Raw genomic sequence first — 20,981 nt, 5'->3', positions numbered from 1 at the left:
TATATTTTTAAAAGTTTAGATTCAGACCAAAAATAAATGTTCGCAATACAGGTTGCAACCCGAAGTCAACTCCATAATTTGAGTCTCCCGGGCTACCGGAAAATGATGTTTCGGGATCATAACCGGAATACTTGGTGAGAGTGAGTAGATTATCAGCCGAAACGTAGACTCTTAATGAGTTCACGCGGAGTTTCTTAACGACTGATTCCGGCAAAGTGTAACCCAAAGTCACAGTTTTCAGTTTAAAATAGGAAGCATCTTCCAAATAACGTGTTGAGGTTTGCACGTTATAGTCATAATCATACCCGGTATGTACTCCTATTCTTACAGGACGAGGAATCGTGTTGCTTGTGCCCTCTCCACGCCAGTATCCGTTAGCCACTTCTTTGCTTACATTAAAGTATTGCTCGACAGATTCGCCACGGTCGTTTACTTTTACATTGGATAGCGCCAATCCTAAATGGTCAGTACCTTCGGAACCGTTCACTCCCCGCCATGCCGACATCACTTTACCACCTACCGAAAATTGTCCGAACAATGACAAATCGAAACCTTTGTAAGAGAAGTTGGAAGTAATACCACCGTAAAAATCAGGAATGGCTTTTCCTACATTCATTCGGTCGGCGTCAGATATATCTCCGTCTTCATTATAATCGAAATATTTCACGTCACCGGCACGGACTCCTTTTGCATACAGTTTCGCAGGCACTTCGTCGTCACGCTGGTAGATACCTTCCATCTTTAACATATAGAATGTACTGATAGGCTGTCCGTTAATCAATGCATGCATCGAACCTCCTAAAAGGTTACTACCGCTGCTGGGAACAATATACATATCATTTCCTTCGATGAGGGAAAGCAGCTTGTTCTTTACAAAAGAAATGTTACCACCCAAATCCCATTTAAACTTTCCGGTGAAGATTTTACCATTCAAAGCCAACTCAAGTCCTTTATTCTCTAATGAGCCGATATTGGACTGTAATGTGGTATATCCGGTGGTTGCATTGACTGGTTTCTTAAACAGCAGGTCGGTAGTCTTTTGATAGAACATATCTATGTTTAAAGTCAGGCGAGACTGAAACATTTCTATATCAAATCCGATATTAAACTGGCTGGCTTTCTCCCAAGTCAAAGCACGGGCATCCTGCGAAATCTGGAATCCGGCAGAACCGTTGTAAGAAGCACCGCCCGCACTAATCAGTGATAACGGAGCATAATTACTCACTCCTGCCATGCTACCTGTCATACCCCAGCTTAATCTTAACTTTGCATCATTGACGTATTTGTTTTTTGGAAAAAATTCCTCATTGGAGGCACGCCACGCAAAAGAAGCAGAAGGGAAATAACCATATCTCTTGTTCTTCGCAAAGCGGGAAGAACCATCACTACGCAAAGAAGCATTCAGTATGTATTTATTGTCCCAATTCAAAGCGATTCGTCCGAAATAAGATTCTAAGGCATAAGAGGTATAACTAATATTTCCGGCGTAAATATTAGGACCTGCATTGATTAAATCAAAGTTGGAGGAAGGAAATGCGCCGTTAGCATAGTTATCACTCTTTGCCCCGAATTGTTCATAAGTGTATTTCTCAAACGAATGTCCCAACATGACGGAGTAGATTAGTTTATTCCATTCATTGTTGTAAGAGAATATATTATCTATCACATAGCGGAAACTCTGGTCTTTTTGTTCGGCTAATGCTCCCCAACCACTACTATTTTTACGGGCATCATGCTTGTCCGACAATTTTTTAGATGTGTTGTCCAAAATACCATATACGCTTACTGTTGGTGTGTACTTAAATCCTTTGAAAGGAGTTACGTCTATGCTGAACACACCAGACAGTTGATATTTCTTAGCTACCCAGTCTTCTTCATTAATCAGCATCACCGGATTGTGGCGCAAAATATCTGTCCCGTTCACTTTATAAGATGTTCCGTCTTCTTTATAAGGTGAATACCAGGGCTGCTCCTCACGAGCTGTACGAAGTACTTTCAAGCTGGTACTCGTTTCTTCCAATAAGTCTGAACGGCTGGCCGACCCTGCCAGATTCATATTCAGCTTGAACAGGTTGTTTATTTTATGCGTGAATTTGGCACGCATATTATACTGGTCATAACTGCTCTTATTCAAATATCCTTCTTGAGTATTAGCGCCTAAAGAAGCAAAGAAGGTGGTCTTTTCATTTCCACCGGAAATGCTGATAGAGCCGGTACCTGTTTTCGAGTTTTTTCTTGATATTTCTTTCACCCAATTGGTTTCCTGAATTTGAGAAGGAACATACAATTGAAGGTTAGCTCCCATTTGCACATTGTAATTATCAATAGCGGCTTGCATCGTATTCATATATTCCATCGAATTGGCCATTTCAATGTCGCTAGCCAGATAAGCGAATCCGTAACGACCGGACACCTCTATCTTCGTCTTACCTTGTTGACCTGATTTGGTCGTTATCAACACAACTCCGGCATTGGCACGCGAACCATAGATAGCGGCCGCAGACGCATCTTTCAAAACTTCCATGCTCTCAATGTCATTCGGATTCAGGTTGGGATATTTTTCGCTGGGGATACCATCGACCACATAAAGCGGAGAGCTTCCCCCACTAACGGAACCGATACCACGAACGGTAACATTCGGTGCTTCTCCCGGAGTTCCTGATGCAGAGGAGATATTCACACCCGCTACACGTCCTTGCAGCATTTTAATCGGATTATAGTCATTACCCTGATCTATATTTTCCATCTTTACTTTACTGATAGAAGTAGTGACTAGCTTTTGTGACTGGACTCCGTAGCCGACAACAACGACCTCGTCTATCATTTTACTGTCTTCCTGCAGTACAACTTTTACGAATGTCTGCCCTGCGGCAGAAAGGTCAACTGTTTTATAACCGATATAAGAGACGGTCAATATTCCCTTTTCCGGTACGTCTGCTAATGTGAACTTTCCATCAAAATCTGTAATCGTTCCGTGCGACTCACCTTTTATCACAATACTGGCACCAATGACTGGCTCGCCTTTTTCATCGACAACAGTACCTGTTATTTTTTTAGTTATCGATTTGTCCTGGGCTTTGCGAATCAATACAATCACATTGTCTTGTTCTTTCTTATACGCTAAGTCCATTCCTCCTAAAAGTTGTTGCATGGTTTGTTCAATCGTTGCATCTTTCACATTTAACGATACTTTTCGGTTTAACTCCGGCAGACTCTCATTGTAGAAGAATTTGTAATTGCTTACTTGCTCGATTTTCTTTAAAGAGGCTCTCAAAGAGATGTCTTTCACATTCACTGTTATTTGGGAATAAGCGGTGAAAGAGACGCTTAAAAACAATAGCAGACAGATAGCCCGCAGTGTTTTCCAGTTCTTACTTCTCCCTGTATTTGCTTGAGGGAGCTTTTCAAAGGTTGTTTTGTGCTTCATATATCAAAACTTTTAAGTTGTTTGATAGGTATACAGACTGCTATACTCGCTCGTCCAATCGCCTATCAGACTTTAACTCTCGTTAACTTATTCAATTCAGAGAACAAAAAAACCATTCCTAAGTAGTGGGCTTCGGAATGGCTCTATTCTATATTTTTTCTACTATTTCTCTTTCAAAACAATCACCGAACCGTCCATTTCATAATAGAAAGGTGAAGTAAGCATCAGGATATTCAATGCATTCTGTATGCCACCTCCCGGAATGGTTCCGGTGAAATATTCATTAGGTAGTTTATTGGAGTCGAAACGAATCTCTACGTCATAGATGCGTGAAAGGGTTTTCATTATATTTTCCAAAGATTCTTTCTCAAAATAGATATTTCCTTTCGTCCATTCAATGTAGTCACTCGGGTGTACTTGAGTGGCTGTTATCTTATGAGTGGCTTTATTATATTCTATTTTGTCGCCGGGCTTCATGATATGCGACATTTTCTGCGCATAAACCCCTACTTTTCCTTCCAAAAGAACGACCGTCACGTCTTTGGCATCTTCATAGGCAGATACATTAAAAGAAGTACCGAGTACTTTCACTTCCAAATCCCCGACCTGCACTATAAAGGCATGTTTTTCATCATGAGCTACTTTGAAATAGGCTTCACCATTCAGTTGCACACGACGCACATTTTCTCCGAAGTTATTCAGATAGCTTAATTGTGAAGCTGAATTGAGAACGACATTCGTTCCGTCCGGCAATTCGATGGTTGCTTTATCTCCTTTATCGGCTTTTACTATAAAGGGCGCTCCCACTGTTTGCGAAGAATCTATAAGATAGTAGGTGAAGAAGGCAATACAAATGGGTAAAACGATGGCGGCAGCCCATTTCCAAAGATTCATGCGAATAGTTCTTGGTTTCTCTTTTCCCTGTGTCTCTTCTTTTCCCTGCGTCTGTTCTTTGATTCGGGCAAATAGTTTGTCGCGCAGTACCGGATTAATACCGGCATCCGATTTGGAAAATTCTTCTTCCCACCAGTTCTGTAAATGGCGGTCGTTCTTTATCCAATCGGAAAGTTCTTTAATCTCCGCATCCGTTATATTTCCATCGAAATACTTTTCAATCAGTTCTTTATAATATATCTTATCCATCTTCTTTCCTGCTTATTTACAAGTATACATTTTCATCCTATCTACTATCCAAAAACGTGTATTACAATTACATTTCATTAACAAAAAAGGCGATCAGAAGCGCAATTACCTTATCGTAATGCTTCATCAACTGCTCACGCATAAATTTCACCGCCAAAGATAATTGTGTGGCGACTGTACTTTCAGAAATACCCATCATTTCAGCAATTTCCTTATTCGTATAGTTCTGACGCTTACTTAAGATAAAGATTTTCTTTCGCTGTGCCGGCAATTCTTCCGCTAATGAGTCGATATAGTCGTTCAAGAAATGAAGATCAATATTCTCTTCTGTTTGCGAATCACGATCCACACTGCTTTTCAGCAGATATTCATTGTAAACATATTCAACGGTCTGACGCTGGTACATGTTCATCAGTAAATTTTTGGCTATCGTACAAAGAAAAGAAATAAATGAAGCGTTGGTATCGACTTTCTCACGTACTTCCCATATACGGATAAAAGTGGATTGCACCACTTCTTCAGCCATATATTGATTGCCGGAAGAAAGCCGCATAATGAAATTGTACAGTTTACCGCTGTACATATTATACAATCTTTCAAATGCTTGAAAAGAACCGTCTTTTAAATCGATTAATAAATGTTTTTCATCTGTAAAATTCACCATAGCTTAGAGTTTTGCAACAAAGGTATGCAACCATAGACCATTAACAGGTGACAATATTATTAATATTTTCTCAATTATCCGATTTTTATGAGGAAAAAGATACTAATATCAGGATAGTGACGCCATCCGGTCAAGATAGTGACGCTATCTAATCAGGATAGTGACGCTATCTTGAACGGATACCGTCACTATGTTCAGTAAGGTAGTTCGCATTAATAAGTCAAGCGGATACCAGCCTGTATATTGAAGTTAAACGGATTCTCTTTACGTATGGTCTGTATATCCGAACCATCATCAAAATAATAAGCAACACCGGGTTCTACATAGATACCCAGACGTTTCGTTGCGTTCACCTGTGCACCTACCGCACCGGATACCGAGAATTGCAGAGGTTTCACCGTTTCTTTCTCGGAACCGAGCTTTCCATAGACACATTTCTCCACCATACCTCCACCGGAAACGTAAAGAGTGATGAGTTTTTTATCAAGGAAATTCCAGTTGGCACGCAGCGGAATACCTACATAATGAAGTTTTTGTTCTATCTGCTGATCTTCACCCGCCAGTTTCGCATCCGAAGAAAGCAATGTGTAAGTCAATCCCGTTTCGAGAGAGAATCCTTTGGCCAGTCCTTTACGGACGGACAATCCGAAAGAAATAGGTTGATGGTGCTTAATGTCAACCACTTGTTTTGCCTGACGCAGATAAGGCACTCCATCTTCAAAAACCAATGTCTGATCGTTAGGTATCTCCATCAAACCGTTGGAAACAGAAAGCATATTCACACGAGACATATAAGCATGAGAGCCGGCACCGACTTCTGTGGATGCTCCGCCCGAATTTCCAACCGATAGTCCCATGGACCATGTTCCTTTTTGAGATGCTCTTTTTTCTGCCGGAATATGCAGCTTGTCTCTGCCGGAAGGACGACGCGGCCTGTTGTTCGGCCGTTTAGTATCCTGTGACTGTGTAGCCTGACCCACATTTTCACTGTCAACCTGCCTTGCTTCATTTTTCGTCTGTTCCGTCTCACCTTTGAGCGTCTGATCTTTCTCAATCACAGGATTATTTTCATTCCCTGTTACAGGTTCGTTGTTATTTTCTATTGCAGATTGACCTGCATTTGTTTTCTGTTCTGTAAGATTCTTATCAATTTTCGCCAAACGGTCTTCACGAGCCACTGGTCGCAAGACGGGGTCTACGGAAGTGCCCTGCACATCCGGTTGTTGCACACCCGGCAACGCATCGGGTGTAGATGCCAATGCCGGAGTTTTTATATGACGTATTTCATCCGCGGCCGGTGTCCCCAGAAAATATAGACTTACCGACGAAACGACGGCTAACAATATAACAGCTGCAGCAGCCATCATCCATTTTCGATAAGGATATATTTTCTTCTCCACAGGAGGCATAAGTTCTTTTTCCAGTTGTTCCCAACCGGAAGCAGGCACCGGCTCGGAATAATCCGCGAGCTTCTCCTTCAACTTATTCATCCACAATTCTTTCTCTTCCATCTCTATCTATCCATTATGCATTATCCATTCTTTTACTCTTTTTGCCAATACACTCTTCGCACGAAATAGTTGCGAAGCCGAAGATTTTTCATTAATACCTAATTCCTGTGCGATTTCTTTATGCGATTTGTCTTCGAATGTATAAAGGTTAAACACTGTACGATATCCGGCAGGTAGTTCTTCTATAAACTGCATCAACACTTTCTGTGGAATAGCTTCTACATCAGAAGCGTCCGGTTCTTCATATTCTTCAGGCAACTCTTCTAATGGTGCCGACTGATTGATTACATCATTTTTCCGGAGATATTGCAAAGCTGTGTTGACCATCACCCTTTCCATCCAAGCCCGCAGGGAGCCTTCACCCCTCCAGGTGAACTTGTCGAATGAATCGAATATCTTTAAAAAACCGTCGTGAAGCAGATCCTGGGCTGTATCACGGTCGCCGGTATAACGAAGACAGATGCCAAGCATACGTCCCGCATACTGCTCATACAGTTCTTTGCGAGCTTGGTTATTGCCTAGCCTGCATTGTTCCGACAACTCTAATTCTTCCATTCTCTTATACACGTGTTTAACTTATAAATGCAGCAAAGATAGAAATACTGCATAGAGAGAACAACTCTTTTATCACTTTTGTTTCTTTAACAGATTCAAATGCAATATTTTCTATCCCACTGCATTTTCACAATACAAAGGAACCATTTTATATAATCTAAAACTTAAATAAGTATATGAAGAAATTTAAATTCATTGCCTTTATCTTTGCTATTATGACTACAATGCCGATTCTCCAGTCATGTTTGGACGACGATGACAACCCGTCCGATCTTCTGGTTGTCAGTACCATCAATATGATTAGCCAGGATAGCAAGGAATTTTATTTCACTTTGGATGACGGGAAAAAGATGTATCCCAGCAATGCGCAAGGATGGAGTAATAAAGATTGGGTGGAAGGACAACGAGCTTTTGTGATCTTCAACGAGCTGGAAGAACCTGTGAATGGATACGACCTTAATATTCAGGTGAGAGGTATCAATCCAATCTTAACTAAAGACATCATCACGATGGGTGAAGATGACAACGATGAAGAAAAAGTCGGAGATGACAAGATCAACACGACTTATATGTGGATCAACAAGGATAATAAATATCTAACGATTGAATTCCAATATTATGGAACGCATAGTGAAGATAAAAAACATTTCCTGAATCTCGTAATCAACGACAAAGAAGAGTCTGCTCCCACTGCTGACGAAGACAGTGCGGAGGACGAATATATCAATCTGGAATTCCGTCATAACAGTGAAGGTGATTATCCTCAAAGCCTGGGCGAAGGATATGTATCTTTCAAACTGGATAAGATTAAAAACCGGATGGAAGGGAAAAAAGGATTAAGGATCCGTGTCAACACTTTATATGGCGGACCGAAAACTTATGAAGTAAAGTTTCCCTAAGATTATAAATCTAATGTAAACGTGCAAAACACACTCTTTTTTAATATAATATATTAATTACGCAAAAGAGGGCGGTAGTTGTGAAACTGCCGCCCTTTTATCTTCTCCTTTATATAAGGAGTTATTCTTATAAAAGATTTATTTCTTTTCTTCCTTATCTCCCAGATAATTCCAAACTACCGCACTCAACGCAGCTCCTACAAATGGAGCAATGATGAACAGCCACAACTGCGACAATGCTTCTCCTCCCTGGAATAATGCCGGAGCAATACTACGTGCCGGGTTTACAGAAGTCCCTGTGATAGGAATACATACAATATGTACCAATACAAGAGTCAAACCGATGGCAAGTCCTGCCAGATTGCCTGCTCCCTTCTTCGAGTCGGTAGAGCCGAGCACCACTAATACAAAAATAAAAGTAAATACTGCTTCCGCAATGAATGCCTGCAACATTTCTCCATCGCCAAAACCATTGGAACCTGTAGCCGTAGGTCCGTCATGAGCACCGGTGGAAACTAAAGCAAAAAGAATAGCCGAGCCGATAATAGCTCCGATTACCTGGAAAATCATATACATACCTGCATCTTTTCCATTCATACGCCCAGTTAAGAACACTCCTAATGTAATAGCAGGATTAATGTGACATCCTGAAATACCTCCGATAGCATACGCCATCGCTACTACTGAAAGACCAAATGCTAAAGCTACGCCGACTGTTCCCACGCCAGCACCTACCGTACCGGTTACACTACCGGCAAAAACGGCACTTCCGCATCCCATAAGAACGAGCACCATCGTTCCAATCATTTCTGCAATGTACTTTTTCATAACTATAAATAATGGTTAATGCATCAAATATAGAGAATTAACCCAAGAAAACAAAACCTACGTGCCTAAATTATTATTGCCTTCGCAACATTTTTGAATAAAAGACAAGCAAATAAAATGAAAAAAGGACTTTTCTACGCCATATTAGCCTCTACCTTATGGGCCACCGTAAACTCTTTTATCAAGCAAGGATTGAGCAATGACTTCACTCCGATAAATTTCTCCGAAACCCGCTTTGCCACTGTTGGAATTATTCTTTTCGCTTATACCCGATACAAGGGTATATGACAGGAATCATCTCAATCTCTATTATTATAGCAAACACTGTATAGGCTGCAAAGTAAGCATTTCTTTTGGGACTGCAGCTTTTATTTCCTCTTTCAGAACACATAGCAGGCTGTGACGAATAAAATCTCTATTTGTCGCCAGCACCACTTGCCGCGTCGGTCGGGGGATAGCAAACGGACGTACTAATTGTCGCTGTTCTTCCGTCAATTGAGCCACTGCCAGTTCGGGAATAAAAGTGATTCCTTTTCCGCTTTCTACCATTCTCATAAAGGTTTCCATGCTTCCCAAACGATAAGCCATCTGACTAACCTTCACCGCCTCCATCTGACAGAAACGGACGAGTTGGTCACGAAAGCAATGTCCTTCGTCCAAAAGCCAAAGATGTTCACCGGTTATATCGGAAGTGCGAATTACGTCATGTTTGAACGAAGGTTCTTTCCGTGATACATAAGCATAGAATTGCTCATAGAAGAGAGTTTCTTCCGTCAAGAATGTGTCTTCTAATTTACTGGCAATAATCCCTGCATCCAAATCGCCGGCATGCAAAGCTTGCTGAATATCCTGGGTTTTCATTTCCGTGACACGAATATCCAGTTCGGGATATTTCTCCATCAGTTGAGGGAAAAAGCGTGGTAGCAAATAAGGAGCGATAGTTGGTAATACTCCCAAACGGAACACGCCTGATAATGACTGCTTATCTTCACTGATGATTTCTTTTACTTGAGCTGCCTGCGCCAGAATCACACGAGCCTGGTCTATCACTTTCTGCCCGATGGGTGTCGGACAAACGGGTTGCACTGTCCTATCGAATAACTTTACTCCCAATTCATCTTCCAGCTTCTGAATCATGGCACTCAAAGTGGGTTGCGTCACACGGCAATATTCGGCTGCCCGTGCGAAATGCCTGAACTGGTCTACGGCTAGTATATATTCTAATTGTTGTATCGTCATCTATCAAATCATATTAAGTTATAGATTTCATCTATGCAAAGATAGAAATTTTCAGTTTGACAACAAGCATTTTCCGCCTTATCTTTGCAGTACAGAAAAAAAGAAAACAAGTATAAATCATTAAAAATAAAAAGAATATGAAAACTTTAGAATTTATCAAATTGAATGAATCGGGAGCAAACAACGTAGTAGCATCTTTGCAACAACTATTAGCAGACTTCCAAGTGTATTACACCAATCTCCGCGGTTTTCACTGGAATATCAAAGGACATGATTTCTTTGTTCTCCACAGCCAATTCGAAAAAATGTATGATGACACAGCCGAAAAGGTAGACGAAATTGCAGAACGTATCTTGATGTTGGGCGGTACTCCAGCCAATAAATTCAGCGATTATTTGAAAGTAGCAAATATCAGTGAAGTAGATAAGGTGAGCAACGGCGAACAGGCACTGAACAATATCCTTCAGAGTATCAGTTATCTGATTGGTGAAGAACGTAAAATTCTGTCCATCGCTTCCCAAGCCGGAGATGAAGTAACCGTTTCGATGATGAGCGATTATCTGAAAGAACAGGAAAAATTGGTTTGGATGTTGACGGCTTATAATAGCAAATAATTAAGATAAAAGGTTTAGGTTTAAAAAAGGAGATGTGTCAAAATAATCACATCTCCTTCTTATTTCTATTCAAACTTACGAATAAACTAGAAGAATTAAGGACAAGGTACTTCAGTCATCCATTCTATAGCACCACTTCCTTCCTTCACAGCAGTATGACCATGTCCGGTATAATCCTTACACTCATCACTCATATCATCCAGCTTCCAGTAGCCTTCCAACCCTTCACTGTCAACTTCTACAAAACAACGATGAAGCGGATTCTTCAATTCGGAAGCTGTCAATGCTCTTGTCCAGAAACGTGCTTCGCTCACAGAACCTTTCAAATAGAAACCGTTTTGTACTCCCGGTGCAGCTCCGATGTAGAACTGTTCTGAGAATGAAATAGGATTCGCATATTCCGCCTGCACGAACAATATTCCATCAATATACAGAGAAAGTGTATTGTTTTCAAATACTCCAGCCACGTGATACCAAGCATTCTTTTCAAGTGTATATCCTAATTTTCCGGCATAAACAGACCATCCTTTCGTTGAGAACATAAAGACAGGCACATCCCCTTCACCTCCTACGCGGTCAGGAGTTCCGTCTACAAATAGCCAAGCACCTTTTGCATTATTTTCTCCCCCAGGGAAACCTATAATACCCATTAGATTGCCACCATAATATTTAGGGAATTCCCATAAACTAACTCTTGTCTCGATAGTAAATGAACTCATATTCTGGAATCTGCTGACATCATTATCCTTAAAGTTTATCTTAAAATAATTCTGCCCGTTCAGTTTAGGAACATTAACCAGCAACTTCCTGTTGACTATGACATATAAAACATCACTTCCCGGCAAACTAGGATAATCCTTATTTTTGCTAACCAATTTTACAGGTAACAAGAAATTAACGCCTTTCTGTATGGCATCTATGTCCTTTACCACCAGTTTCACCGCTTCGGAACGATATTTGCCGCTTTCTACCAACACAGAATTGCTTGACAACACACAAGCACCTTCCGGCAGAGTCTTGTAAGACTCTCCATGATCACTATTATAGCGTTCCACCAACGAATTGTCAATCATCAATTCACCTTCTATATTTGAATTTGCAATCAACGAACTAGAAATTGTTATTCCTAGTTCATCGTTATTGTTCGTTGCAGAAAAAGTCGTTATAGGAGTTTTTTCAGCAGCGGTGATATACACAGCTTCCACATCTATGCTTTCATTGCAGGCCATTCCTATAAAGGTAAGGCATGAAAGGCACGCAACAGCCAATCTATTTTTTGTGAATAAATTCTTCATTTCTTTACAACTTTATAATTGTTATTCTTCGACTTCAACCTCTTCTCCGTCTGTTTCATCTTCCACTGTTTTACCAGCAGGATTCATAATCTGAATCGCTTGGCGTGCATAATAGTAATTATTAGGTGGTACAGGCAAATTCAGATGGTTTCCTTCAGCATATCCGAACTGTAACACATACGCACCGCAACCTGCCACGTTCTTCGGACTTTCCGCAGCATAATGCGCCATTCCCCATAAACTGGGGATGTATTCATTATTATACCGGTATCTCACTCCACCTTGTCCAAACGCATTGCCAACCTGGCTCACCCATTCGCAAAAGATTCGCTTTTCATTTGGAAATCCCTTTCCATAGTCTTGATATCCATTCTGACATCTTCCATTCAATGAAGATTCGGAACTAGCATTATATGCCTGACCTATAAAATAATCAAAACGATCTGCATATTCAGCGTCATTCCACTGTCCGTCAACAACCAACAACTTATGTTTACCATTCACTTTATATTGCTCATCACACTTAGGACCCAGATATTTGCTCATTACATCAATAAAAGTACGCATCATCTCTGTGGTATAACTATCTCCGCCGAAACTTGGTTCATAATCCAAATCAAATCCATCCAATCCCCATGTATAAATAGAATCAACCAGATTCTCAGCGTATACTATCATCGAATCTAAATCCTCTCTTCCTTCTCCAGTCGTAGCAAAATATTTATCCGGCCACATTGTCAATAATACCTTGGTACCCCTGCGCTCTTGAAGGAATTTCACATCCTCCCGATTCTGTTTATTATTCACATATCCGGTAAAGAATGAGACAATGTCAAGGCTATCAGGGATACCTCTTAACCGGGTCTGCATGGAAGAAGTAGCAGGACTATAGTTCATCCATGCAAAGAAAATCTTATGTTTCGAGTTCTTGTAGGCAATCAACGCAGCCTCTTCTTCCGGCGTCAATTCCTTATATTTCATTTCCGGCAAAATAGTCGGTTCAGCTTCTATCCAATCGCTACATCCGATAATCTGGGTCACCATAAACAGGCAACACAGAAATTTTATTATCCGATCGTTTTTCATATCCATATAAAACTATTAAGATTATACACTATATTTTTAATTCTGATAAGGTTTATCATTTCTTTTATCCCACCAAAGTTTCGTTCCACCATTATCTGCACCACCAAGCAATTCAGAATTATTCACGGCTTCCTGATACAAATCGGGATAATCTTTCGACAAGTTGGTAGGATAAGGCAATCTTGCCACTTGTTTCTTAGAATCGATAAGCCCGCCACTATTATTTCTGGCTACCCGAATCACTCTCGGACATCCCGTTCTTCTGAATTCGCTCCATGCCTCTTGTCCGTCAGGGAACAGAGCAATCCACTTTTGAGTAATGATTTTCTCCAACTTTTCATCAAAGCCAGTGGCATCCGCCCAATTCACTGACACTTGTCCCGTACTACTGTCACTATAACTGGAGTTCTTCGGATCAACATAACCTTTCGGCAAAGTAGTCCGTTTTATGTATGCACTGGCGTCTCCCGCTTTTGCCTGGGTAGCCCCCAGAGGTTGAGAAAAAGCAGTCGCAATCCCATTTTCATATAATGTTTCTGCGTCTCCCCCCGCATTCCATTTACGCAAAGCAGCTTCCGCACGCAGAAAATAGACTTCCGCAGCATTCATAAACTGGATAGGCGTACTTGAAGAGACATTCAGATTAGAAAATACCTTATAGTCATTTCCATTGAACATACTACCACATCTGATTCCGTTATATTCTTTAAATCCGGAAACTTCCGATTTGGCAAACCAAATATCCAGACGAGGATCTTCATACCCTTTCAAATAGCTCTCCAGGGTTGCTCCCAAACGACTGTCATTGTAAGTGTAACAAATCATATACAAAGGATTGACCGTTGCAGAGCCATCCACTTTTAACATGGCATTATCCTCATTATCAATAAATACACCATCTCTTATTGCCTCTTCAGCTTTCTGCTGGGCCATCGTTTCGTTTACATAAACGATACGAAGAGCCAGACGCAACTTTAAAGAATTGGCAAACTTTACCCACTTTTCAAAATCACCGCCATAAATCTTATCATAACTCACCAATGGTTTGGCACCGGGATTATCTTTGATAAATTCTTTCAATATCCCGATTGCTTCATCCAGTTCACTAAAGAACTGTTCATAAATGACTTGTTGTGAAGTGAACGGAACATTAGAAGCTGGTGCGAAATCCTTATAAGGGACCGGACCATACATATCCGTGATACGGTGCATACCGAATACTTTCAGAATCTGTCCCACCGCAAATGTGGAAGGATTGATATTCCTCTTGGTGTAAAGAGTATACCAAGGAGTCATATAATTCTGATAAGCCACAGTATAAGCAGCCGCACACCAGTCAGGATACATGTCATACGTCGTATTATTCCTTCCGTTACTATCAAACATGTTGGAAGCTCCCTGATGTCCGGAAAAGATATCTCCGGCAAGGCTGAACATTTTCTGATAGTTATTGACATCTATATTCTGATCTTTTGTAATACATGGATACATCTGATACTGCATCTGCGTTATCATTGATCCCGTACCCAGGTTATCATACCCTAACTCTTCTTCCGTTACGGCATTGGGATCGGTATTTGTCTCCATGAAATCTCCCGTACAAGCTCCCAACATCCACAAAGAACAAGCAGAAACCAGAAGCAGACTTTTGCCGAAATATCTATTATTTAGTATCATTTTCATCTGTTTGTTAATTTAGTTATAATGTAAATTTAAGACTCACACCGAAGCTTCTCAAGCTCGGCATCAGGAAGTAATCGATACCTTGATAGAAAGTACCCACCGAAGAGGTCAGTTGCGGGTCAAAAGGAGCCTTATTATAAATCATAAACAAATTACGTCCAGTCACGGACAGAGTCAAATCCTTCACAAAGTTCTTGAACAATGGTTTGAAACGATAAGAAAGTGAAGCTTCTCTCAAGCGTATATTGGTAGCATCATATACATAATTGGACAATACGCCTGTACCTGCTCCCATTTGAGTATAGTAAGTTTCCGCATCCATCAGCACTCCGTTTACAAGCACACCACCATTGTCACGTGCCTTTGCACTCTGTTCGGATACACCGAAAGAATCCAGAACAGCTTGTGTGGCAGAAACCACTTTTCCGCCAATCCGGGCGTCAATCAAGAAAGAAAGAGTAAACCCTTTATAACTGAACGTATTGTTAAATCCCAAAGAGCAATCCGGATTGGTATTTCCCGCATAAATCAGGTTTTCATTGTCCACCATCATACTCAAAGTATTTGGATTCACATATACATATCCATTTCCGTCTTTCTTCACCGAATTGACATATATATCACCGATAGAACCACCTTCATCGATATAGTTCCGGAATGAATATGAAAGGCCACCCATGTCAAAATGCGAAACATCCATATTGGCTCCAGTGAACGGATTAGGAACATTTCTTACCAATTCCACAATCTTATTTTTATTGTATGTAACGGTCAGTTTAGGCGAATAATTAAACTCTCCAAACGTCAGGTCGGCATCAATGGAAGCCTCAAGACCTTTATTGTTTACTTTGCCGGCATTCACATAGAAGTTGGCATAACCGCTACTTTCTGGTGCTCTGAATTTGAACAACTGGTCGTAAGTGTTAGCATTATAATACGTTATGTCTAATCCCAACTTGTTATTCAAGAAGCGAGCATTCAGACCAATTTCAAACGATTGTGTCTTTTCAAATTTCAAGTTATCGATAGGTAGGTCAGGATTGATGCTTACACCACCACCCGGACTAATCGGATAAGACGGAATCGTGATTCCTGCAAGTGACATCGGTACATTTCCGACCTTGGCATACGACAGGCGAAGCTTGGAGAACGTCAATATTTTCTCCGGAACTTTGAAGAACTCTGTCAATACAAAAGACATACCTACCGACGGGTAGAAGAAACTCTTGTTCTTGGTATTGGCTAACAATGAAGTCCATTCGTTACGTCCGGTTACATCAAGGAATATTTTTCTTTTCCAATCCACAGAAGCACTGAAGAACACAGCTTGCGACTTCATCGTTTTACCTTCCTGATATTGGGGTTCCGGAGTCAGGTTGTTCAATGTAAACTTATTGGCTACACTGGCAAGAGGTGCTCCGAATTCCAGTTTGTTAGAATTGGCCGTATAATCGAATGACGCATTCTTAAAGCTGGCACCCGCATTGACTACAAATCCCCAGTCTGATATCGTTTTCTGGAAATTGGCAATCACATCCCCATAATCCTGGATATTCTTTTCCGTTGCCAACAAGTATGAACCTTTATCCGAACTGGAAGCCAGCAACAACAATGTAGAAGCATAATTCTTGATTTCATTCTTCTTGTTATCGCGGTCCGTACGGAAACGAGCACTGATGTTAAACCATTCATTGAACGTATATTTCAAGCTTCCTCCAATAATGAAACGCTCGTTATGGTTAATGTTGAAATTACGGTGCGTAATCCAATACGGATTCTGGATACTTCTCTTTTGGTCGCCATAAGGCCAAAACTGAACCGGGAATCCTCTGTCCGCACTGTAACGCTCGTAAGATTTATACTTATCTATATTATCACCACGAGGAAACAGATAGATCGGTACAATCGGATTATAATAGTCACCCTGCGAAAGCATATTCTGTGCTTTCTTGTTCGTATACATAAAAGTAGCTCCCAAAGAAAGTTTGTCCGTAATGGTATATGTACCATTATAGGAAACGTTGTAGCGGTCGAGATTGTTGTTATGGACTACCCCACGGGCATTATAAGAAGAAAGAGAAATATAGGATTTATGATTCTCCGTTCCCAACTGTGCCCCGATGCTGTTGGAGAAACTCATGCCTGTGTCAAAGAAATCTGCCGGATCATAATTCGCAGGAGTCTCCAGCTTCGGTCCCCAACTGGAAAATTCATCCGTCCGGCTTCCGTACGTATTTTGTAACTTCGGCAAGAGAAGTGGTTGGTAGAAATCGGAATAATGGGAGAATGAAATACGAGGCTTTCCGTCTTTCAGTCCTCCTTGCTTAGAAGTCAACATGATTACTCCATTCGCAGCCTGACCACCATAGAGAGCAGCTGCCGAGGGTCCTGTCAACACAGTCACTTCCGCAATATCCTCCATATTGATATTGGAGATACCGTCACCTTCGTCCACTCCGCCATACTGCGCATTAGAGGTAGCCCCTCTCCGCGGGAAAAGGTCGGGAAGCGGTATACCGTCCAACACATACAATGCATTATTGTTTCCTTCTGCATTTACAGACTTGCTACCACGCATCACTACCTTTGTGGAACCACCGATACCGGAAGCTCCCTGGCTAATTGTGACACCTGCCACCTTACCGTTCAACGCATTCGGAACACTAGCTTCTTTGACAGACATAAACTGTGCATCTCCCAATTTCTGTACATTATAACTCAATGCCTTGTCCGAACGCTTGATCCCCAATGCAGTGACAACGACTTCGTCCAGCACTGCATTGTCTTCTTGAAGTACAATATTCAAAGTCGCATTTCCCGTAATTGTTACATTTTGAACCGTGTATCCTACATAAGAAAATTCAAGGACATCCCCTTTCTTCGTCCTAATCGTAAAATTACCGTCCATATCTGTAATTGTACCGATATTTGAACCTTTTACTTTTACATTTACTCCAATAAGAGGTTCGCCATTCACATCCTTTACTATACCTTTTACGGGAATAGTCGCATCTTCCATTGTTTTTTGTACGAAAGGTTTTGCGGAAAGAATAATCTGTTTATCCACCACCGTATAAGATATAGAAGTACCCCGGAATATTTCATCCAGAATGTCCTGTATCTTGCCGGAATTATTATTCACTGAAACAATGCGGTTCTTCTGAATCGCCTTATCATTATAAAGGAACACATAATCCGAACTTTCCTCTATCTTATTCAGTACCTGTTCAATAGATACATTATTCATCGAAATGACTCCCCGTATACGTTGGGCATAGCCATTTGCTGCAGAAAGTTGCAATACGACTGCAAAAAGTAATGTTAGACTAATCCTCATAACTAAAGGAAGTTTTAGATTTAAAGCATATTTAAAGCATAATGCAATAAATGAATGATTTTTTTTCATACATTTGTAGCTGACTAAAGTTTATTACTAAATGAACTAAGGTGTTGATTCCGGTTAGCGTTTGCGAGACCCTGTACCGTGAATCTTAGATTTGGGAGAAGACAGCCGTTGGTAGCGGCCCTCCTCCCTTTTTTGATTATCAATATGTGTTATATCATAGGCTATTTGTTTTTTCAGATGATTACTAATATAAATCTACTATTATTTTCGTCTTTGTAAATGTATCATCTTCCCGTTGTTCGGGAGTCAAAATCTTCCATTTCAGGTTTGCCGACTTAGCTAAATAATCTAATATCTGCGTCAATGTTTCCGTTCTGAAAGTGGCCCGATAGCTATACTCCTTTCCCAAATGATTATTGAATTCAATATCTACGTTGAAATGACGTTCCAGACGCTTGATTATTTCTTCCAACGAAGCATTCCGGAATATCAATTTTCCATCCTTCCAAGCCACCTTCCCATAAACATCCACTTTATTTTTCTGCACCTGGCGGGTTTGTTTGTCATAAACCAATTGTTCGCCGGGAATCAATGTAATCGTCTCCTGCCCGGGAGTCACTACATTGACTTTTCCTTTCTCCAATACAGTTTCTATGTAGTTATCGTCCTCGTAAGCTGTCACGTTAAATTGCGTACCATACACATATACGCTCAACCCATTTGGCGTATTCACATAAAACGGACGCTCCGGTTCTGCCTCCACTCGAAAATAAGCCTCACCAGTCAGTTCCACATTGCGGTTGTCTTTTTTGAAAACAGTAGGATAACGCAACTTACTACCTGAATTGAGCCAGACAACAGAATGGTCCGGAAGTTCATAACGCACCACCGTTCCCATGGTAGAAATAACTTCTGCGTATCTTATTTCTTCTTCCGACTCTGCAAAATATAAATATCCCAAAATCAATGAAGCCAATAGCAACGGTATGGCCAGAAATGCAGCACAACGTATCAGTTGATTGTGCAGTCTCATTCTTTTCAGCCCTCTAATCTTCATTTGAGACTGTCGATAAGCAGCTAATGCATCAATCGACTCCATTTCTCTAATATCATCACCCAAAGCTTTCGCCTTGCGGAATGATGCCTCCAGTTCTTTATTATTCATACTTCCTTTTTTTATAATTGCAACTATATTAATAGTACAATCGACTCATTGAAAAGGGACATCAAAAGCCAATCATTTTTTCAATAATCTGAAAAAAACATCCGTAGACTCTTTAATCTACATATAAGAAAAATCTACGGATGTTTTTCCATTCTCTTCTCTATTGATATAGACTACAACGGTCCTGTATATTCAAATCCCACAATATTAACAGAAGGATACGACGCATCTGCCCGCAAATTTAATACCCCCTCTATAGTATAAATATCACTAACCGCATCATATTTTACAATAAACGAACCGGGATCGTCAGAGTCTAAGCTTCTATAGCTGCCACCGCCTGTTACTGTCACATATGCACTATTTATTTGGGCTTTAGAATATTCTCCCGGTTGTAATTCGGATAATTTCAAACTTAATTGTATACGATTACTATCATCATCCGAAAGTATTAGCGTCAAACTGCCATACGAATATTTATATGCATCAGTCATTGTTAAATAGACATCAGTATTAGGCATAGTTTGAACTTCTACATTTACATTTTCATTCAGTTTTTTCAGATTACTTTCCCAAAAAGCTATTTGTTCCTCAGACAATAACACTTCAACTGTCCGGGCTTCTCCATCTATTGTTGTTTGGTTACCACAATGAAGCATAAAACCATCTTCATATAGCATAGCCTTCAACTTCAATGAGGACAAATGATTATTGTTACAATATAACTCTTTAAGATTTTCACTTTTTCCTACGGACAAATTGCTCAATTTATTATGGCTACAATCAAGTTGTGCAAGTTTAGGCCATGCTACATTTAATGTAGTCAATTCATTTCCACTAACTTTCAACACTTCCAGTCCTGCAAATTCAACCAATTCATCCACACTTTTTATTTTGACTCCATTCACCCCACCGGTAATATCAATAGCTTTTACTGCTGACGCTTCATCAGGGGAAAGTACACCGTTACCATTCGTGTCCCACTTCGGGTAAGTAACTCCGTCTATTTCCTGCTCTGTATCCATTCTGGATTGACAATAAGCTTTCAATGCAGGGTCGGTTATTCTTTCAAGCACATCATTTCTTATCATAAATGTAGCTACAATTACTACATCCTCCATAGGCATAGTAAATGTGGAAGGATTTGCCTGCACATTCTCAACTATAGTATTACCGACTCTCACTTTCCATTCTTTAAATAAAAATCCATCAGCAGGAGTAGCCGTAACAGTCACAGCTTCTCCCGCTACGGCTATTTCCTTATCAGCTGTTGCAATGGCGCCACCATAACCGGCAAATGCAGTAATTGAATGACCCTGCTTGTCTTCATCTTCTCCACACGAAAAGAATATAACACAAACTACAGCCATCAATAAAAAACTCAATCGTTTCATGTTTTTCAATTTTTGTTGATTAATAAATTTATTACTAAATGATTCAATGTTACCAACAAACTCATCTTGTTTCACTAAGGCGGTGAATTATCCTCACTTATCCACATTCATACTGATGATAAACTCACTTTC

General features: G+C 40.5%; 16 protein-coding genes. 3 read left to right on the top strand and 13 right to left on the bottom strand.

Annotated elements, in window-relative coordinates:
• Nucleotides 1-7: 7 nt before the first annotated feature.
• The 5 genes from BSAG_RS12135 to BSAG_RS12155 form a co-directional block, all read right to left on the bottom strand.
• On the bottom strand, nucleotides 8-3,427 hold the full coding sequence (locus BSAG_RS12135) for a SusC/RagA family TonB-linked outer membrane protein (protein WP_008018997.1): 3,420 nt from the start codon (nucleotides 3,425-3,427) through the stop codon (nucleotides 8-10).
• 162 nt (nucleotides 3,428-3,589) lie between these two features.
• Complete coding sequence (locus BSAG_RS12140; RefSeq protein WP_004314735.1) at nucleotides 3,590-4,570, bottom strand: FecR family protein; 981 nt, start codon at nucleotides 4,568-4,570, stop codon at nucleotides 3,590-3,592.
• Between the two features lie 67 nt (nucleotides 4,571-4,637).
• Entirely contained in the window at nucleotides 4,638-5,234 is a 597-nt protein-coding gene (locus BSAG_RS12145; protein ID WP_004314736.1) for an RNA polymerase sigma-70 factor, read from the bottom strand.
• 212 nt (nucleotides 5,235-5,446) lie between these two features.
• Complete coding sequence (locus BSAG_RS12150; RefSeq protein WP_004314737.1) at nucleotides 5,447-6,745, bottom strand: outer membrane beta-barrel protein; 1,299 nt, start codon at nucleotides 6,743-6,745, stop codon at nucleotides 5,447-5,449.
• Between the two features lie 6 nt (nucleotides 6,746-6,751).
• A complete protein-coding gene (locus BSAG_RS12155; protein ID WP_004314738.1) occupies nucleotides 6,752-7,300 on the bottom strand; it encodes an RNA polymerase sigma factor in 549 nt (182 codons plus the stop codon).
• 176 nt (nucleotides 7,301-7,476) lie between these two features.
• Between BSAG_RS12155 and BSAG_RS12160 the strand changes: the two genes are divergently transcribed.
• Nucleotides 7,477-8,199: a NigD-like protein gene (locus BSAG_RS12160; protein ID WP_004314739.1), complete on the top strand. Its 723-nt coding sequence runs from the start codon at nucleotides 7,477-7,479 to the stop codon at nucleotides 8,197-8,199.
• Nucleotides 8,200-8,337: 138 nt separating this feature from the next.
• On the opposite strand, the gene BSAG_RS12165 is transcribed toward BSAG_RS12160, so the two are convergent.
• Nucleotides 8,338-9,027: an MIP family channel protein gene (locus BSAG_RS12165; RefSeq protein ID WP_004314740.1), complete on the bottom strand. Its 690-nt coding sequence runs from the start codon at nucleotides 9,025-9,027 to the stop codon at nucleotides 8,338-8,340.
• A gap of 117 nt (nucleotides 9,028-9,144) precedes the next feature.
• Between BSAG_RS12165 and BSAG_RS25265 the strand changes: the two genes are divergently transcribed.
• Nucleotides 9,145-9,315: a hypothetical protein gene (locus BSAG_RS25265; RefSeq protein ID WP_008770862.1), complete on the top strand. Its 171-nt coding sequence runs from the start codon at nucleotides 9,145-9,147 to the stop codon at nucleotides 9,313-9,315.
• Between the two features lie 24 nt (nucleotides 9,316-9,339).
• Here BSAG_RS25265 and BSAG_RS12170 read toward each other — a convergent pair whose 3' ends face one another.
• The gene (locus BSAG_RS12170) at nucleotides 9,340-10,266 is read right to left on the bottom strand and encodes a hydrogen peroxide-inducible genes activator (protein ID WP_004314741.1); all 927 of its coding nucleotides are present in this window, start codon (nucleotides 10,264-10,266) and stop codon (nucleotides 9,340-9,342) included.
• A 137-nt stretch (nucleotides 10,267-10,403) separates the two neighbouring features.
• Between BSAG_RS12170 and BSAG_RS12175 the strand changes: the two genes are divergently transcribed.
• A complete protein-coding gene (locus tag BSAG_RS12175; protein WP_004314742.1) occupies nucleotides 10,404-10,880 on the top strand; it encodes a Dps family protein in 477 nt (158 codons plus the stop codon).
• Nucleotides 10,881-10,975: 95 nt separating this feature from the next.
• Here BSAG_RS12175 and BSAG_RS12180 read toward each other — a convergent pair whose 3' ends face one another.
• The 6 genes from BSAG_RS12180 to BSAG_RS12205 form a co-directional block, all read right to left on the bottom strand.
• On the bottom strand, nucleotides 10,976-12,175 hold the full coding sequence (locus BSAG_RS12180; protein WP_008018988.1) for a DUF1735 and LamG domain-containing protein: 1,200 nt from the start codon (nucleotides 12,173-12,175) through the stop codon (nucleotides 10,976-10,978).
• Nucleotides 12,176-12,196: 21 nt separating this feature from the next.
• Nucleotides 12,197-13,267 carry a glycoside hydrolase family 18 gene (locus tag BSAG_RS12185; RefSeq protein WP_004314744.1) on the bottom strand — a complete coding sequence of 357 codons (1,071 nt, stop codon included), beginning with the start codon at nucleotides 13,265-13,267 and terminating at the stop codon, nucleotides 12,197-12,199.
• 30 nt (nucleotides 13,268-13,297) lie between these two features.
• Complete coding sequence (locus BSAG_RS12190; protein ID WP_004314745.1) at nucleotides 13,298-14,938, bottom strand: SusD/RagB family nutrient-binding outer membrane lipoprotein; 1,641 nt, start codon at nucleotides 14,936-14,938, stop codon at nucleotides 13,298-13,300.
• A 22-nt stretch (nucleotides 14,939-14,960) separates the two neighbouring features.
• Nucleotides 14,961-18,281 carry a SusC/RagA family TonB-linked outer membrane protein gene (locus BSAG_RS12195; protein ID WP_008770860.1) on the bottom strand — a complete coding sequence of 1,107 codons (3,321 nt, stop codon included), beginning with the start codon at nucleotides 18,279-18,281 and terminating at the stop codon, nucleotides 14,961-14,963.
• Between the two features lie 253 nt (nucleotides 18,282-18,534).
• Nucleotides 18,535-19,455, bottom strand: a complete 921-nt coding sequence (locus tag BSAG_RS12200) for a FecR family protein (protein ID WP_004314747.1) — start codon at nucleotides 19,453-19,455, stop codon at nucleotides 18,535-18,537.
• Between the two features lie 173 nt (nucleotides 19,456-19,628).
• The gene (locus BSAG_RS12205) at nucleotides 19,629-20,924 is read right to left on the bottom strand and encodes an InlB B-repeat-containing protein (RefSeq protein ID WP_008019074.1); all 1,296 of its coding nucleotides are present in this window, start codon (nucleotides 20,922-20,924) and stop codon (nucleotides 19,629-19,631) included.
• Nucleotides 20,925-20,981: the final 57 nt, after the last annotated feature.

The sequence above is a fragment of the Bacteroides sp. D1 genome, assembly GCF_000157095.2.
In the GTDB taxonomy this organism is placed as follows: Bacteria; Bacteroidota; Bacteroidia; order Bacteroidales; family Bacteroidaceae; genus Bacteroides; species Bacteroides xylanisolvens.
This window is presented reverse-complemented; position numbering and strand designations above follow the sequence as displayed.